This window comes from Legionella micdadei (genome assembly GCF_000953635.1).
Classification (GTDB): Bacteria; Pseudomonadota; Gammaproteobacteria; order Legionellales; family Legionellaceae; genus Tatlockia; species Tatlockia micdadei.
Window position 1 is genome coordinate 1,479,972 of sequence record NZ_LN614830.1, and the last position, 17,696, is coordinate 1,497,667.

Consider the following 17,696-nt stretch of genomic DNA (forward strand, 5'->3'; position numbering starts at 1 on the left):
ATATTATGAGAGTGAACATTCAATAAATTTACATAACAACTAAAAACTGGCTAATTTGTTAATATTTTCTTAATTTATGGTTGGTAAATTACGAGGCAATCTGATAATTAATTTTTGGTAAGTTGCCATGTTTTATAAAAGAGAAAGAACAAACCAGCATAAAAGAAATGAAAAACCATCTTCACCCTCTTTGAAAGTAGAAGACGGTAGACATCAGTCTTCTGAAAATAAAATTCCTGTCTCTTCTTTAAATAATTCAGACAGGCACCGTACGTTGCTTGCGGAGCAGGAAGTAGTTGCACCCTCCTCGGAAAATCAAGGAAAACGCCCGGCTTATCCTTCTTCGCCAAGTGATGTTTTATCCATTCGTGGTTACCATCGCCGTGTGCGCTTTTACTCAACCGCTCCAGTAAGCCAGAGAATTGATCCCCTCGCAGAAATCCGCCAAATCGCTGTCGAACTGGAATGCGCTGACTGGTCCAGAGAATTACAGGAGCGAGTAAGTTCCCTAGGGAGTGTAAGTTTTAAGACGGATAGCTACTTTGTGCAAACTAAAGATAGTCGAGATTGCGTGAGGGAGTTTTTTAAATTTTTGATACAACGGAAAGAAATTTTAAAAGAGATAGAAAAATGTATCCAGAGTAAGCAAAAATTTCTTTCTAATGGCGAGGAGGATGTTTGGCCAGGCTGTATTTCATTCGTAACGAGTATGCTAGATGATAAATCTGTTTGTTTTGTTGCTCTTTCCCGAGATGCAAATGGAAGTGACACAAAGTTATTAAAACTGTTAGATGAACTCGCTAAAGACTTAAATTTAGGACAAAGAGGGAGACAAGGTAAATATTGTTATGCAGTGGTTATGGAAACCAGCAGAAGTTTTAAAACGATTATGCAAGGATTAACAGGAAAGACACGAACTTGTGCTGAGTATGATTTTGGCTCACTGCTAAGCAAGCTCTATGTCGAATATGGAAAGAGATTGAAGGTCGAAGGATGCTCTAATGCTTTCCTATTCCATTATGAGCAAGAAACAGAAATCCAGTACAAAAAGGATATGAGAGGTAGAACCATGACTAATGTAACGGTTCGTGATACCTATAATTCTTCGGTCAGAAGAAGGGCAGGTAATACTGAAATTAGTATTGTCGGTGGCCAAAAGGTTACACTCATCCCTTGTTGTTCTGTATGTCAACACAACAAAAGCAATTTTTTTGCCGTATTGATTAGTTTCCAAGAAGAAGGGGAAAAATTTCGCCAAATTCAGCGAGAAAGTGATATACTTCAGGAGACTGAAGTAGCTTCGGAGCAGTCAAGCGCATCCGAAAAGAAATCCAAGCGCTTATCAACCGGGATTACTGGCTTGAAAGGGAACAGCATGAATAGCTTCCTAACCAATGTCAGTCCAAGCTTGATGATGAAGCAAGAAGAGGATGACGAATCTCAAGAGATTCTGGTCTACAGTTGATCCCAGACTTAATTTCTCGCTGAATTTGGCATCTCTAATAATTACCACCTAATCGGGACGGATGTTATGGGGCCAGAAGAAAGCGTGTTATCGAGTGCAAGAGAATTGGATAGTCATGGAAGATTCTCGGAGATAACTGAGTTAGCAGGAGTAGATATCCCTATTTGTGATCAACCTGAAATGGATTTCTATCTAGGAAAGAGCTATTTTGCTTTAGGGGAATTTGAAGAAGCTGAGGCTCGTCTATCCCGCTCCTTGAGTGCGTTAACACCAGGGAGCAATCTGAAGCTTTATATTCAAGCAGCGCTTTATCTCGGTGCGTGCTTTTTACGAATGAATGACTACCCTGAAAGCATCATCCGCCTCAATATGGCAGCAAGCCTTTTTGAGACAATACCAGAAAATGATAAAGATGATGAACTGCTCAAATTCGGTACCCAAATTTATTTCTATTTAGCTCAGAATCTTAGGTTTGAAAATAACTACGAAGAAGCAATACGGGTTTTATTTAATGCACTCACCCTTTGCGAAAAATCGGGTGATCAAGCTGATGATAGGGCTCCTATCTTATTAGAGATTGGGGTTAATTGTAATTTGGCAAAAAAATATAAGCAGGCCGAATCGTTGCTCCAGGCTGCAATAGAGTTATTGAATGACAACGCAGAAGAAAATAAATATTTGATTGCAGATTTGAAACAGCAGCTTGGCCTTTCTTTGCTTAAACAAAATCGTGTGAACCCCGCCATTGAAGCTTTTACCAATGCATTGATGGTGTACTCTGAATCTCATGAAGCAGCCGGAGAAAATGCAGCTGATATCGCCTCTGCTCAATTTATGTTGGGTATTTGTTACTTAAGGCAGCGGAACCATAGGGAGGCTGACAAATATCTGCAACAAGCCCTTGCTGTTTTTAGTAATCCCAATCTCCCTTTTGATGAATTAAAGCAAGCGTGTGCTTTCATAAAATGGGTAGCTCAAGATGAAAGGGCAAATATAACCCTTACATTCCAAGCTACTCATAATAATAGCTCCTTTCGAAAACTTGAAAAGGTACTTGAAGCAATTAATCGATTTGACATCGAAGCGGGTGCATGCTTAGACAAAATTGACGAAGCCTATTCTCTTGAAGCTGGACGTCTTTTTTAAATAACACCGGGCTTTTGGCACTTTGCCCTAATAGTTAAACCTCCTCCTGCTTGATCATTAAGATCGATTCCACATAACCAATCCATAAGTAAATCATCTGGTTATGCATCACTTATGTATCCTATAGCAATACATTCATTTATCATGAGATTAATTTAATTAAATTAATTGCAAAATTATTATAAAAAAATTAAAATTATTTCATGCATCTCTTGGAGTAACGCAAATGAATGAATTTTTGGCGGTAACTTTAGTCATCATCTTAGCAGCAATCTCACCAGGCCCCGATTTTGCGCTAGTTATTAAGAATTCATTGCAATTCAATCGAAAAAGCGGGGTTTTAACTGCCTTAGGGATTTCGGGTAGCCTTTTAATTCATTCAATTTATTGCATTTTAGGCTTAGCTATTATTATTGCGCATTCCTTATGGTTATTCAGTTTCATAAAGTACTTAGGCGCTTTGTATTTAATTTATTTGGGGATAAAAAGTTTAAGAGCCACGCGTGAGGAAAAATTCGAGGTTAAAGAAGAAATTACAGCTCCTAAGCCCCTGATTCCTTCTAAATTTTTCTTGCAAGGATTGTTGTGCAATTTACTCAATCCGAAAGCAATCATGTTTATAATCGCTTTTTTTACGCTTATTGTTAAACCCGAAATGCCCTGGTCAGTTCAGTTTGGTTATTGTATCGAAATTACCTTGATTCATTTTGCCTGGTTTACCTGCCTATCCACGCTCATTACCTATCGACATGTAAGGGAAAAAATTAGCAAGATTGAATACTATGTCATTAAAGCCATGGGGGTGGTTTTAATTGGGTTTGGAGCAAGAATCGCTACATTAAAAATGGTAATGTAAGCCAACTATTTTGATGGAGAAGTCGTGATGAAAAAAGTCCAGGTTAATGAGTTAAGGCATTTCTCTCGTAAATTAGTACGAGAGCTAGGGATGCTTGAACTAAACAAAACACGTTCAAATAGAACACCACAGCATTGGCATGCATTAATTGAAATCCATAACGAACCCAATATTACTACCACCAAGTTAGGCGGATTATTACTACTCACTAATTCAACAATCTCTCGAATTGTGGGCTCATTGGTTAAAGAAGGGTTAGTGACTTCAACCCCCGGAATTGATAAACGGGAGAATTTTTTGCAGATAACAGAAGATGGGTTATCTGAAATCAATTATATCGATCATTTTTCTAACACAAAAATCTTAGGCGCCCTAGAGTTTCTGACAAAAACGGAACAAGTTGAGATTGTTGAGGCTATAAAAAAATACTCTGGGGCTTTAGAAAAAAGTAGGATTTTACGGAATCAAGTTAAAATTCATACATTATCTACTTCTCGTTCCTTACGAAAACAAATCATCAACATGATCGAAAATATTCAAAAAAATGAATTCGCTATTCCAATAACGTCGGATATTAACGCCTGTATTTTAAAAGCGGAAACTGAATTTTATTATCACAATTCTTATAATTTCTGGTATGCCGTTAATGATGAAGGACAGATTATTGGCAGTATTGGTTTAAAAAAGTTGAATAACGAGCAGGCGGAAATTAAAAAATTTTTTGTACATCATCAATACCGGGGCAAAAAGGTTTCGCAAAAATTGATGAAAAACTTACTTAAGGCTACTGTAAAACACCAATTTAAAGAATTATTTTTAGGCACAGTAGATACGCTGCTAGCAGCTCAGCGTTTCTACGAAAAATGTGGTTTTAATCTAATTCGCAAAGAGAGTTTGCCTAAAGAATTTGTATTATGCCCATTAGATAATGTTTTTTTCAAAGCAAAATCGAGTGACTTGTTAAAGATCTTCTCTGAATGTGGATGAGTGATAATGTTCATGTGCAGAACCGCCCATTGAAGTAGAGAAAACGTAAGTGAACAGCGTAGCCACAATGAGGAAGGCCAATAAGGCAAGAATTAGGCTGAGAGTCGGTCTATTTTTGTTCTTTCTTCGCTGAAAAACAAAATCTAGGCTTAGAACAATAAGCAGAATAGCAATCAGGAAAAGAATAACCCAAGTTAACATGCTATCCCTCGCTGTGTAGTGAATTTAAGATTAATTTTCCAGAGTATAGCAATTAAATTTAGAAAATATAAACCCAAAGATTGGGGTAAATTAGGATGCTTCGTTATACAACTGCATATTTAGGGAATATTTAAGGGTGAGTGGTTAATTTGTAAAGGAGATAAAGTGCAGCTAAGAAAAGAAAACAGTCTGTATCAACGTTATCATGAGCGGTGATTCCTTGTCCGTTTCTAGACTATAATATGAGTCTATTGGTTTTAAATTAATTAACATGCCTGAGTCCATTAAAATGGCTGTTGTTGGAGAAAGCGCCGGGCTTGTCGAAGTGATTGTTGATAATACTTCGTCTGAGATTATGGTGACGTTTGTCTACACACCAGATACCAAAATACCTCCCCCAAATGAAATGTTATTAGGTTACCACGACGAATTCGGACAAGAGCATTCTGTCTCGATGGCTAAAGGGAATAACGGTCAGTGGGTTGCAAGTAGATTGATGGCACCCAATGAGAGTAGCGATTTTTATATGCATCCGAACGTTAAGCCGGGAGATTTAAAACAAAAACCTAATATCATTAATAAAGTTGCATTATCGGATGGGAAAATTCTTTGGGCTGTGTACGAAAATCCAGAATTACCAGAAGAGATGAAGGGGACTATACACAAACGCGTATTGAATGCAGAGGGTGTTTTAAGTGATCCGGTGGATGAGTCTTATCGATTACAACCTGGGGAACATATTGTAGAAGTGTATTTACCTGCAGGATTTAATGCTTCAGAACCTAAAGAATACAATATTGAGGTGATGTTGGATGGCGACATGCACTTACGGCAAGATGCTTTCGGTAACGGCATGGGTACTAAAACTATTTTTGATAATCTCATTGCTGAAGGAAAAATGGAACCTGTTGTTGCCGTATTTATTCCACCTACACCACCTACTTGGGAAGAAGGGGGATGGGTCTCTATGCCTAGGCTCAAAGAATATGGCTGTAGTCCAGAGACTGATGCGATGCTAGCCAAAATTCCAAGTGCACTGAAGCGAGCAGGTATTCCAGTCACGAAAGACCCTCAAAAAATTGGATTATGTGGGCAAAGTATGGGGGGCCTGCAAGCTGTATACACGGCTATGATGCATCCTGATGTATATGGCCAAGTAATTGCCCAATCCCCTTCCCTTTGGTGGGGCCCTTCATCTGAACGATTAAGCGACAAAGAGGTTGATGTACCTGTGCGCTACGAAGACGATCGAACTTGGCGCGCCCCCTTAACAAATACAGAAGAGCAGCAGTATTTATTACGCATGCTAAAGACAGGATATGATGTGTTTTCCAAGCAAGTAGTGCCCAAAGGCGAGGTCAATGTCTATCTTCAAGCTGGAATTCAAGAAACCGGTGAGCATGGAGGTGAACCGGTGACTCCAGCGACGATATTATTGGCCCGAGAGCTAAATACCGAATGTAGGCTTCATCCAGGAGGGCATGCTTCAGAGCCTTGGTCGGCTGGGCTTGCTTTACTCTTGCCCCAGGCACACCCCAACTTGGTTACGGCAAAAAATATTGACTTTAAGGTTTATGAAGTTGATGAAATTAATGGGATAACCCGGGAGTCGACTCAACAATTAACGGCGTCAGCTAAGATTCCAGGAGCAGCTATTGCATCTTATAGCCATGATAGTCAAGAGGCTATTCTAACCATGTCGGTTGGGAAGACCCTTGGAGGGGGGGAGTTTCCTTCTAGTCCTGTGGACGCCAATACAGTTTTTAGTGCAGCTTCCCTCAGTAAACCGGTGTTTGCTTATTTAGTCTTAAAACTGATAGAGAGTAATAAGGCTAAGGAGGCTAAACATGGGTTAGGAGAATTTAGCACCGAATTTAATTTAAAAACCCCTCTATATTCAGTATTTCAGCGCCAGGATGGCGAAATAATACCTGATGATGAAAATCCTTTTCTTAAAAAATTTGCCCCTGAACACTGGGATTGGGCAAAACGATTGAATGCTGAAATGGTTCTATCGCATAGGACTGGATTACATATTGTTGATAAAGAGCCATTTCGATTCCAATTCGAGCCAGGTGCAAACTACGCCTATTCAGGACCAGGTATTGATTGTTTGCAAACGGCAATTGAACAATTGACCGGCACCAATTTGCAAACATTAGCTCAGGAAAACGTGTTCGGGCCTCAAGCTTTAAATATGCCTAATAGTACTTATGGACCTGAATCCATCGCTGCAAATAGCCTAAAAACTACCGCCGCAGAGTATGCAAAATTAATAACAACCTGGATTAACGATGATAAATTGAATTATGCATTTCAACCGGTTGAACCTATTTATTCCATGAAAGAAGACTATTTCCCTTTCTCAGAAGATAAGCTCGTTGAGGAGGTAGTGGTTCAGGACATTGACAGAGAGCGGGTAACTTGGGGATTGGGAATAGGGCTGGTAAAAAATGAGCGAGGAGACACAATAGGGGCTTATCACACAGGTGATATGAATGAGTGGAGAGCAGGTTTTGGTGCACAAATCAATCCAGAAACGAAACGCTGCGTAGCAACCTCTGTTTATTGTGCCAATTCCTGCAATGGGCACATACTTGCGGAGCATATCCTGCCTAAAGCATTAGCGCCTGCACTTAATTATTTTTTCCCGACTTACGGCTTTGCTAGGAGCATTGAAGAGTTGGATGGAACCCATTTCTTTGGGACCAACCCCAAAATTTTAAATTCCGAATTAAGAGAAAAAGCTTACCAAACAAAAACGGTCACACACCATCATAAAGAGCAATTACAAAAATTAAAGGCTGAGGATTCCCGTTATGTACCTGGCGGGGCTTTATCCTCTGAGATGGAAAGCCAGCACCAATTTACTCCAACTCCCACCACTCCTAAGCCACCAGGGGGGAAGTAATAGTTCAGTCCACTCTTAAAAATCAGATTGTTGACACGAGTAATCTTGTTCTTTAAAATTGTAACATTTTTCTTTACAGAACGTCTAAAAGTAGGTTTAAGAAATCATGAAAATTACATCTTAGGTAAGCCCGATCTAAAGGGCAAAGGTAACAAAGTCATTTTTGGCTTTGTGTTTTTTACTGTCCTGTAGACATACTTAAGAGTAAATCATGCCTCATAAACCGATTCAATTCGAAGAATTAAGTCTAATCTACCCCCACAAAACCTGTTTTGAAGGATTTAGCGGCCAGATTCAATATGGCGATCGTATTGCTATTATCGGCCGTAATGGAGCAGGAAAGTCCACTCTGCTTAAAATGCTTTATGGTTCCTTAAGGCCTACTGAGGGGGAAATTAAATTTCCTCAAGAGGTGAATCCCGGATACTTACCTCAAATTATCGGGGATTATCAAGGATTAAGCGGTGGACAACGGCTCAATCACTTCTTGACCAAACTATTGGCAGCTAATCCTAATTTACTGCTCTTGGATGAACCGACTAATCACCTTGACAACCGTAATCGCCGTTCTTTAATCCGTATGCTTAAACATTACCATGGGACTCTCATCATCGTTTCCCACGATATGGAAATCATTAATGGGGTAGCGGATACCCTTTGGCATATTGATGCAAAACGCATCACTGTTTTTTCAGGGCGGTATCAAGACTATCAACAGATGCTTGCCAAGAAAAAAGAATTCATCGAACAACAGCTTGATAATCTGTCGAGGCAAAGGAGGGAAGTACACCTTGCTTTGATGAGAGAACAAGAACGCAACAAACGATCACGGATTCAGGGTGAAAAGCATATTACACATCGTAAATGGCCGACGATTCGCTCATACACTAAATTAGCCAGTTCGGTGAGATCAGGAGATAAACGATTAAGCCAAATAAGAGAGAAAAAGCAAACGTTGTTCGAACAATTATCACAACTACACCAGCCCGAAGTGATTCAACCAAAATTTAAGTTAAACAGTGCGAAATATCATAAGGCCGTTATTGCTATTCAAGATGCCTCAGTGAGTCACCCAAATAAACCTGCTGTTTTGTCGGACATCAATCTCCAGGTGAACGCGAGTGAACGGGTAGCCCTCTGCGGTGATAATGGTTCGGGCAAATCAACGCTAGCTAAAGCAATTTTAGATAAACCATTATTGATAAAAAAGGGTGTTTGGGCTGTGCCTGATCGTGACGATATAGGGTACCTCGATCAGCATTATGATCATCTTGCTATAGGAAAAAGCGTCCTTGATGCCATGCGTGATGCTATGCCAAAAGCCTCTGATATCGAAATTCGTGAACATTTAAACGACTTTTTATTTCGTAAAAATCAAGAAATTCAGATATTCATCGAAGAATTGTCGGGTGGTGAAAAAGTAAGGCTGTCTTTAGCGCTTATTGCCGCAAATCCACCAAAGTTACTCATTCTAGATGAGCTGACTAATAACTTAGACCTTGAAACCCGTGCACATGTGATTCAAGTGTTGCGTCAGTTTCGCGGGGCAATGATTGTCATCTCTCATGATAATGATTTTTTAGAAGCAATTCATATTGGAACGAAGTATCTCGTTCATCAAGGGAAGATACGTCGTTTAAATGATGCATTACGGGTAATTGAATATGAATAGTAATATGTTTTTGCCAAATCATCTAAGTTCTTTTATTTGGCATTTTTTAAAGCCTTATCGTTGGGTGGTTTTTTTGTTTATCCTACTTGCCTTGTTAGCTGGATTTTGGGGGCCATTTAATAGCCTATTAGTTAAATCCATAATTAATACTCTTGCATCAAATCCAGCAGATAAGGTCACTCAACTTTATTGGACGGCAGGATTGTTAGTGTTGAACTTTATTGTGTTTGATAATGTGACTTGGCGAACACTGGGTTTTTTAAATTATCAATTTGAGCCCATCATCAAAAATCAAATCATTAGTCAAACGTTTGAGTATGTATTGGGCTCTTCATATCAATTTTTTCAGGATAATTTATCTGGCCGCATCGCGGACCAGATCACCACGCTAGCTGATAATCTTGAAATTATCCTCCACCGAGTGTCGGTGGATTTTATCCGCGGAACTTCTTTGCTTATAGTTTCATTTATCACTGCTTACTGCGTTAATACCCTATTTTTTTATATTTTGTTGCTTTGGTTTATCGCGTTTGCATCATTTAGCATTTTGATGTCAAGGCGATTAGTGCTTTTGTCTGATGAGCATGCAAATAGCGAATCACAGCTCTCCGGCCAATTGGTAGATAGCCTAAGCAATCAATCGAATATACGGATTTTTTCTCAAAAATCGCATGAACTAACTCGAATGAATCAATTTTTTCAATTGGTACAGCAAGCGTTTCAAAAAAAAGAGCTATTTATTGTCCTGCTGTGCTGCGCGCAAGGCGCGATGATTGCGGTAATGATGGGTTGCGCTGCGTTCTCTTTAATTCACTTGTATGGTAAAGGCCTGATTAGCATTGGTGATTTTGCTTTAATTCTAGGGCTCTCCATGGAGTTGGGACACATGATGTGGTATACCATGTTCCAAGTTGATCAATTTAACCAAGCACTGGGAAAATGCAGGCAGAGTTTACGGGCGTTGATTTTGCCACATGACATCCAGGATAAAAATGAGGCAACTCAGTTAATCGTCACTGAAGGCCAAATTGATTTTGTACAAGTCAAGTTTCATTATCGCGGCACGGAAACGTTGTTTCAAAATAAGTCAGTGACAATTGCAGCGGGCCAAAAAGTAGGTTTAGTGGGGTATTCGGGGAGCGGCAAATCAACTTTCGTGAATCTCATTTTAAGATTGTACGAAGTTGTGGACGGTCAAATTCTTATTGATGGCCAAGATATTCGCGATGTCACACAACATAGCTTACGGCGAGCGATTGCTATGATCCCCCAAGATCCAACACTCTTTCATCGAAGCCTATTGGATAATATTCGCTACGGTAGGCCAGATGCGACCGATGAGGAAGTGATCGCAGCTTCCGAAAAAGCACATGCGCATGAATTTATTAGTCAATTGCCACAAGGCTACGGGGCATTGGTGGGCGAACGCGGCGTAAAACTTTCAGGCGGTCAGCGTCAACGTATTGCTATAGCGCGTGCCATTTTAAAGAATGCGCCGATTTTAATGCTCGATGAGGCGACATCTCAACTTGATTCCATCACAGAGTCAAATATTCAAGCGAGTTTATGGGAATTGATGCAACATAAAACGACATTGGTGATTGCTCATCGGTTATCAACCCTTTTACAGATGGATCGAATCTTGGTGTTCGATAAAGGGCATATTGTCGAAGATGGTACACATGCTCAATTGCTTAAACAGGGCGGTTTGTATAAAACATTATGGGATGCACAAGTGGGGGGATTTCTACCTGATAAAATGTCGGAGGATAATGAAGATGGTGAGTAAAAATGATTTATTCATCTAAATCACAAAAATACTTGACCCTATTGTTGCTATATACCTTACCTTTGTGTTTAAGGAGGTAACACAATGACTCAATGGTTCGTAAAAGATTTAAGTCGATTAACCGGCGTTTCGGTGCAAACGCTGCATCATTATGACCGTATTAATTTACTAAAGCCTTCATTACGACTTGCTAATGGGTATCGTGTCTACTCCGAGAATGATTTATTGAAATTGCAACAGATTATTGCTTTGAAGTTTTTTGGTTTTGAGCTTTCGCAAATTAAAACCCTACTCACTAAGCCTAATGATGCGCTTGATCATTTCGTCAACCAAGCGCATGTGTTAGAGCAAAAAGCAACCGCTTTACTTGAGGGGGCTAAAACATTGAGAAGCATTATTTCTGATGTTAAAGACAATCAATCCATTCCTTGGGAAACAGTAATTCAACTGATTGAGGTATATCGTATGACAGAGAATCTTGAACATGGCTGGGTTAGAGAAATATTTACGCCAGAAGAATTAAAGGAATATGCAGAGTTTGAAAAGGAAATGAAAGCCAATGCTAATTCTGAGCAAAAAACTGCCTTTGAAAATAATTGGCGCCAGCTGGTAGAGGAATTTAAAAATAACCTCCAAAAGGATCCTTATTCAGAGCTGGGTATCAAGTTAGGAAAAAAGCTCATGGATTGGGTTAATGGCGTATACGGCAAAAAGTACGCCCATTTAAGGACTAAAAAATTTGAGAAAGGTTTTGGGGAAGGGAGGGGTCTTGAGGGGACTGGACTGACACCTGAAATTGTATCATGGATGGAGAAGGCTATGGATGCCTACTGGCGAGATAGGATTTATACTCTTTTAGATAAAGTAGGGAAAATTCCCTCATCGACAATGTTAGCGCTCTGGAATGAGGTGCTAGTTGACATGCATGGGGATGATGTCGCGCGAAATCATACTATTTTAGAAGCTGCTTTAAACGATGATAAAGTAAGTCCAGAGGCAAAAGCATGGCTTAAAGGCCTCTCAAAATCGTAATAACGTGCTCCACATTTAGATCGGGTCATCATTATTTGATCCGATCTAAATCATTTCATTGGTTATTGGCCTTAAGACTGTGATTATTGGTTTCAAGAGGAGCGGAGTGATTAGCCCAATTAAGCTCTCCTAAGGATGCTTTAGCCAGCTAACACTATGAATAAAATAAATACTATGTGATAATTATTAACCAATTAAAATAATATTTGTCTTTTTATATGAAAATAAAAGCAATTTTCTTAATGATTTCAATTTTATTTCCTGTTGCTTTGCTTGCTAGTACTAAAAATTGTCCTTTATTAACTGGAATCAATGTCCACACCACTTCGCGAATTTTAAATATTTGCAAGCACGGCACCGTAATTAAGTCCTTTAAAGTAGCCCTCGGATACAAAGGAGTAGGTAAAAAACATGCCGGTGATAATAAAACTCCCATTGGTTTATATAGATTAGCCCATCCTAGAAAATCCACTCATTTTAAAGTCTTTATTCCAATTCTCTATCCAACTGCAAAGCAATTAGCTGCTGGATATACAGGTAGAGATGTAGGGATCCATGGGCCATCACAGTCATCTAGTTGGTTTAGTTGGTTGAATAACCTACCAAGCTCAACGCGAGGATGTATTGCTGTTGGCAAAAATAACTATATTGAGTATGTGGCTAATTGGGTAAAAGCCAATCCTGGAGCAAAGGTTTTAATTATATAAATTGACGTGCTTTCTAAATTTAGATCGGGTCATTATGCTTAAGATCCGATCTAAATCAATTCACTCCCAACTCGATCACATAATAATGCATTTTTTAGGTCTTGGTTCTTCGGGCTGAAGATCTTGATAAATCTCAAGGCAATTGACTAATAGGCTATTGGCCATAAGACTGAGATTATTGGTTTCAAGATGAGTGGCGGAGTGATTATTATAGAGTTGTAGGGTTGCTTTATGATCCGGGCTGAAGCATTTCTTTTGCTCTTCCGAAGTTAGCATAACGCTAGGTTGTTCGACAATATGCGAAAAGATTTTCTTAAGTTGATTTTGATTATTGAGCATTTTTAGAATAATTGGGGTGCGAGTGTGCATCAAAAATGCAGGGTCATCAACAATACTGTCTAGAAGATTAATTAACGGCCACACTTCTTTTGCCAACAACTCGCTTTTTAAACTGCTTGGATCAAATTGTCCGTATTCATTTTGGCGCTGAAGAAGATCTGAATACCATGCTTTTAATTTTTTAGCGAATGCGTCTTCTTTCGAAAAAAAATCAATGCGCTTGATTTTGTCCATTGTAGTCTTTACAAGGCTGAACAATCCATCAAAACTGTTCTTTCTTTTTAATTCAGCGAGCATCGTTTTTGCTTCCCCTCTGTATAAAGGTTTCTCTTCTTGAAGGTAATTTTCTATCCAGAGAGCATAGGTGTTTTTAAGTGAGTTTTTCATAAAGCCTCAGAGAAAAAAATTTAAACATTTAAGAATGGCCTCGTTCAGGTTTTTTCAACCCACTTTAAGATAATCAACGATTTCTTTTACTGTAGTAGGTGTAATGGGCTTATTGAAATAACGTGCCATACCGCAAGCGAATGCTTTATCGATGTACTCCGATTCACCATGAGCAGTTACTGCCATAATTGGTGTGGTTTGGTTAACTTCACAAGGTTGTTTTATTTTTGATGTGACTTCAAAACCATCAGGTCCATTTCCTAGACCAATGTCCATTAAAATTAAATCGTATTTAATCGTTCTTGATTTTGCCAGCGCTACGTCACCATTTTCAGCAAGATCGACGATACATCCCAGCTTTATCAAATGGAACTTGGCTACGGTTTGCGCGACAGGGCTATCTTCTACCACAAGCACATGCAAGGGAGCAGCCATTAAATATTCCTCAGCTTCAAGATTTATCTCCAAGATTAATCCATTGTCATAGAAGATTTTCGATTTAGCAAGCAGTCATTAGTTGGTGATAAAATCTTTAATGCTTGGGCGTAATCTAACTACAAATTATTCTATCCTTGTAGTAGATAATAAGGATATGATATACGCTTAGGTGTTTGAGTATAATAGGCAGTTTCGGGTGATATCCTTGAATCTTGAAGAAAGAACAGTTGGCTTTGAGGGCCAAATTCAGCCGATCGTTGAATAAGGCATAACGCGTTTATGCGGGTGTAGTTCAATGGTAGAACTTCAGCTTCCCAAGCTGATAGCGTGGGTTCGATTCCCATCACCCGCTCCATTTTTCAGGAAAAAAATAGCTTTAAACTCATGTAAAAAGTGATTAAAAGGGCGCTTAAGAAAAATACGTAGCACAGCCTATAACAAACTCGAAGATTGGCATATTTCTTATTTAAGATTAGGCTAGACTGATAAAAATCATTGAGCATTGCCTTGTAGATCAGTTCACTGTTTGACAAGATGGTCTGAGCATTTTGCACGTACGAATCAAATTCGTGATGAATGACCTCGCCAAAGAAAATAAGATTACGCGGAATCTGAGCCGAAAAAATAAGTTTTGGTGATAGTGTCCTAACTGCAAAAATAACAATAATAAAAGAAAAAATTATCGGAATCAGTAAGAAGAGATGAAGTCCTTTGCGTAATTCCCCAACCAGGATTGATAAAAGAATAAAATTTGCCCCTAGTAATACCCCTGCTTTATTATCAGCAATGGAGATGTGCTGGATATTATTTTGCAGAATACATCTTAAGAAATGCATTCTATCGCCTGAGTTTGTAATCTTGTCCATCACTAAAATCCCTAAAAGCGCAGTATCCTTTGTTATTTAAGGTTACTACGATTATCCTTTTTTCTTCAAGAAGATACCGTTGGTTAACCATTTTAAATATATGCACTGCTAAAATTTGTTGAAATAGAAAATATTACAGATAATAGAGACATCAAAGGAAAAAAAGGGAAGAATAACTTAAATAACTAAACGGAAGTTTCTTATGGAAACCCATTATCTAGATAAGCTATTTAATCCGCACTCCATTGCAGTCATTGGGGCGAGCGATAAGCCTTTGTCAGTTGGAGCCAAAGTTTTCAGCAATTTACTTACTGATTTTTCAGGTAAGGTTTTTCCTGTAAATCCTAATCATGAGGCTATCCAAGATATCCCGTGCTTTTCTTCTGTGAAAAATATTAGCCAATCGGTTGATCTCGCTGTCATTACAACACCTGCTGCTTCCGTACCTCAGGTAATCAGGGAATGTGGAGAAAAAAATGTGCGGCACGCGATTATTCTCTCTGCAGGATTCGGCGAAGCAATGGCAGGCGGTAAGGAACTTGAACAAACAGTGATTGAATTGGCCCAACAATCAAAAATCCGTTTTATTGGTCCTAACTGTTTAGGTATAAGAAGTCCTGCAATAGGATTAAATGCGACATTTGAGAGCAGTCCAGTATTGCCGGGAAATTTAGCTTTTGTTTCGCAATCTGGGGCACTTTGTGCAGCGATTTTAGATTGGGCTTTTCAGGAAGAAGTTGGGTTTTCTTCTGTGGTTTCACTCGGAAATAGTGCCGATATTGGTTTTGGTGAGGTATTGGATTACTTAGCACTTGATCCAAAAACAGATTGCATCTTGCTTTATATCGAAGGTATACGTAACGCGCGCAAATTCATGAGCGGATTGCGGGCTGCTTCACGTCTAAAACCAATCATTGCCATCAAAGCAGGGCGAAACTCGCAAGGAACACGCGCTGCTGTTTCCCACACAGGAGCAATGATTGGTGCAGATGACGTTTTTGATGCTGCACTTCGCCGAGCTGGTGTGGTGAGAGTGGTTAGCATAAAAGAATTATTTTCCGCCGCCGAAGTGTTTTCAAGTTCTCGTCGGAGCAAAGGTAATCGCTTAATGATCATCACAAACGGTGGCGGTGCTGGGGTTATGGCAGCGGATCGTGCTGCGGATCTAAATATCCCTTTGCCAGAATTAACCGATGATACCATTGCTTATTTAGACTCTGTGCTCCCTCATCATTGGTCTCACCATAACCCGATTGATATTCTTGGGGACGCCACTCCAGAGCGGTATCAGAAAGTGATGAGCGCGTGCTTGAAAGATAAAAACTGCGATGGCTTGCTAACCATTCTGATTCCGGTCTCCATGTCTGAACCGTTGAAAGTTGCTGAAGAGGTTAATGTAATAAGTCAACAAAGCGACAAACCTATTTTAACTTGCTGGATGGGAAAAAATCAGGTTGAGGAAGCAAACCATTTTTTTGCAAAGCATAAAATTCCTTCGTTCAGCACCCCTGAAATGGCTGTGGAAGCCTTCTCTTATTTAGCTAATTATTATCATAATCAACAATTATTGCTGCAGGTACCCGAACCTCTTTCGTATCAAAGCCAACCCGATGTGAATGGAGCACAGCTCATTATCGAGAGCGCTATTGCAGAACATCGAAAAATACTTACTACTACTGAGTCAAAAGCGATCTTGCGAGCTTTTGGCATCCCTATCACTCAAACAGTGCTTGCCCATACATCAGCAGAAGCGTTAATCGCGGCTGAGTCGCTTGGCTTTCCTGTTGTTATGAAAATTTATTCACCCGATATAACCCATAAACAGGATGTCTCAGGAGTGCAGCTTAATATTACCAATGCTGAAGCGGTAAGAACATTTTTCTATCAATTGATCGAGAATGCCAAAAAAAAGCTGCCGGATGCAAACATAATCGGGGTGACTGTGGAGCCGATGTATAAGACTGCGAATGATCGCGAATTAATGGTAGGAGTTATTAAGGATCCTATTTTCGGTCCTACAATTAATTTTGGGGCAGGCGGGAGTTTAATCGAGATCATGCAAGATCGAGCTATTGCTTTGCCGCCATTAAATAAATACCTAGCTGAAAGTCTAATTGCCCGAACACGGATTGCAAAACTTTTAGGGGAATTTCGCAATAAGCCTGCTGTGAATATTGCTGCTATCGAAGATTTGTTGCTCCGTATTTCTGAAATGGTTTGTGAATTACCCCAAATTGAGGAAATGGATATTAATCCTTTAATTGCTAATGAGAAGGAAGTGGTTGCAGTGGATGCTCGAATAGTGATTAATTTTGAAACGCCTTTAATTCCCTATAGCCACCTTGCCATTCACCCATATCCCTCCCATTTAATTTCTCATTTGCAATTAGCAGATGGGACACCCGTCATTATCAGACCTATTAGACCTGAGGATGCAAAATCAGAACAAAATTTTATACGCCAACTTTCTCAACAAACAAAATATTTTCGCTTTATGGGCGGGTTGCGAGAATTAACTCCGGAGATGCTTAAGAGAACAACACAAATTGATTATGATCGCGAAATGGCGATGGTGGCTGTTATTCAAAATAAAGCGCGGGAGTCTATTATTGGGATTGCTCATTACACTGTTTTTCCTGATTTTCTAACCTGTGAATTTGCTTTAGTCATCGCTGATCAATGGCAAAACAAGGGAATCGGGAGCCATTTATTGTCTAGTCTGATGGCTATTGCTAAATCCAAAAATTTAAGGACGATGGAAGGTGTGATTATGTCAGCGAATCTACCCATGTTAGAGTTGGCAAAAAATTTAGGTTTTTCCTTAAACGCGACAAAAGAAGATCCTACTTTATTATTAGCTAAAAAATTACTTTTTTAAGGCTTGTAAGCCAAATCAGGTA

At 39.4% G+C, this 17,696-nt stretch carries 14 protein-coding genes and 1 tRNA gene; 11 read left to right on the forward strand and 4 right to left on the reverse strand.

All coding sequences use genetic code 11. The features are described 5' to 3' along the window. The first annotated feature begins 127 nt into the window (after positions 1-127). The 4 genes from LMI_RS06545 (at position 128) to LMI_RS06560 (ending at position 4,454) form a co-directional block, all read left to right on the forward strand. Entirely contained in the window at positions 128-1,465 is a 1,338-nt protein-coding gene (locus LMI_RS06545; protein WP_045099072.1) for a hypothetical protein, read from the forward strand. A 66-nt stretch (positions 1,466-1,531) separates the two neighbouring features. Continuing rightward, positions 1,532-2,611 carry a tetratricopeptide repeat protein gene (locus tag LMI_RS06550; RefSeq protein WP_045099073.1) on the forward strand — a complete coding sequence of 360 codons (1,080 nt, stop codon included), beginning with the start codon at positions 1,532-1,534 and terminating at the stop codon, positions 2,609-2,611. Positions 2,612-2,837: 226 nt separating this feature from the next. Further along, positions 2,838-3,467, forward strand: coding sequence for a LysE family translocator (locus tag LMI_RS06555; RefSeq protein WP_045099074.1), 630 nt, complete (start codon positions 2,838-2,840; stop codon positions 3,465-3,467). A gap of 27 nt (positions 3,468-3,494) precedes the next feature. Next, entirely contained in the window at positions 3,495-4,454 is a 960-nt protein-coding gene (locus tag LMI_RS06560) for a bifunctional helix-turn-helix transcriptional regulator/GNAT family N-acetyltransferase (RefSeq protein WP_045099075.1), read from the forward strand. On the opposite strand, the gene LMI_RS15265 is transcribed toward LMI_RS06560, so the two are convergent. Next, positions 4,428-4,655, reverse strand: a complete 228-nt coding sequence (locus LMI_RS15265; protein WP_143000984.1) for a hypothetical protein — start codon at positions 4,653-4,655, stop codon at positions 4,428-4,430. The genes LMI_RS06560 and LMI_RS15265 overlap by 27 nt on opposite strands. Before the next feature lie 271 nt (positions 4,656-4,926). On the opposite strand from LMI_RS15265, the gene LMI_RS14875 reads away from it, so the two are divergent. From LMI_RS14875 to LMI_RS06585, 5 genes are all read left to right on the forward strand, one after another. After that, entirely contained in the window at positions 4,927-7,566 is a 2,640-nt protein-coding gene (locus LMI_RS14875; RefSeq protein WP_052679480.1) for an alpha/beta hydrolase-fold protein, read from the forward strand. 211 nt (positions 7,567-7,777) lie between these two features. Then, on the forward strand, positions 7,778-9,238 hold the full coding sequence (locus tag LMI_RS06570; protein WP_045099076.1) for an ATP-binding cassette domain-containing protein: 1,461 nt from the start codon (positions 7,778-7,780) through the stop codon (positions 9,236-9,238). Next, on the forward strand, positions 9,231-11,027 hold the full coding sequence (locus tag LMI_RS06575) for an ABC transporter ATP-binding protein (protein ID WP_045099077.1): 1,797 nt from the start codon (positions 9,231-9,233) through the stop codon (positions 11,025-11,027). Before LMI_RS06570 ends, LMI_RS06575 begins: the two co-directional genes overlap by 8 nt. Positions 11,028-11,111: 84 nt before the next feature. After that, positions 11,112-12,059 (forward strand): MerR family transcriptional regulator, encoded by a 948-nt coding sequence (locus tag LMI_RS06580; RefSeq protein WP_045099078.1) that lies wholly within the window; start codon positions 11,112-11,114, stop codon positions 12,057-12,059. A 218-nt stretch (positions 12,060-12,277) separates the two neighbouring features. After that, positions 12,278-12,766: a L,D-transpeptidase family protein gene (locus tag LMI_RS06585; protein WP_045099079.1), complete on the forward strand. Its 489-nt coding sequence runs from the start codon at positions 12,278-12,280 to the stop codon at positions 12,764-12,766. Positions 12,767-12,841: 75 nt separating this feature from the next. On the opposite strand, the gene LMI_RS06590 is transcribed toward LMI_RS06585, so the two are convergent. Then, positions 12,842-13,492 (reverse strand): hypothetical protein, encoded by a 651-nt coding sequence (locus tag LMI_RS06590; protein WP_045099080.1) that lies wholly within the window; start codon positions 13,490-13,492, stop codon positions 12,842-12,844. 54 nt (positions 13,493-13,546) lie between these two features. Continuing rightward, entirely contained in the window at positions 13,547-13,927 is a 381-nt protein-coding gene (locus LMI_RS06595) for a response regulator (protein ID WP_045099081.1), read from the reverse strand. A 284-nt stretch (positions 13,928-14,211) separates the two neighbouring features. Between LMI_RS06595 and LMI_RS06600 the strand changes: the two genes are divergently transcribed. Next, positions 14,212-14,285: transfer RNA gene (locus tag LMI_RS06600), tRNA-Gly, on the forward strand. Positions 14,286-14,289: 4 nt separating this feature from the next. Here LMI_RS06600 and LMI_RS06605 read toward each other — a convergent pair. Next, the gene (locus LMI_RS06605; RefSeq protein WP_083012150.1) at positions 14,290-14,796 is read right to left on the reverse strand and encodes a Pycsar system effector family protein; all 507 of its coding nucleotides are present in this window, start codon (positions 14,794-14,796) and stop codon (positions 14,290-14,292) included. Positions 14,797-14,998: 202 nt separating this feature from the next. Here LMI_RS06605 and LMI_RS06610 point away from each other — a divergent pair, with 202 nt between their 5' ends. Further along, positions 14,999-17,674 carry a bifunctional acetate--CoA ligase family protein/GNAT family N-acetyltransferase gene (locus LMI_RS06610; RefSeq protein ID WP_045099083.1) on the forward strand — a complete coding sequence of 892 codons (2,676 nt, stop codon included), beginning with the start codon at positions 14,999-15,001 and terminating at the stop codon, positions 17,672-17,674. The last annotated feature ends 22 nt before the right edge of the window (positions 17,675-17,696 follow it).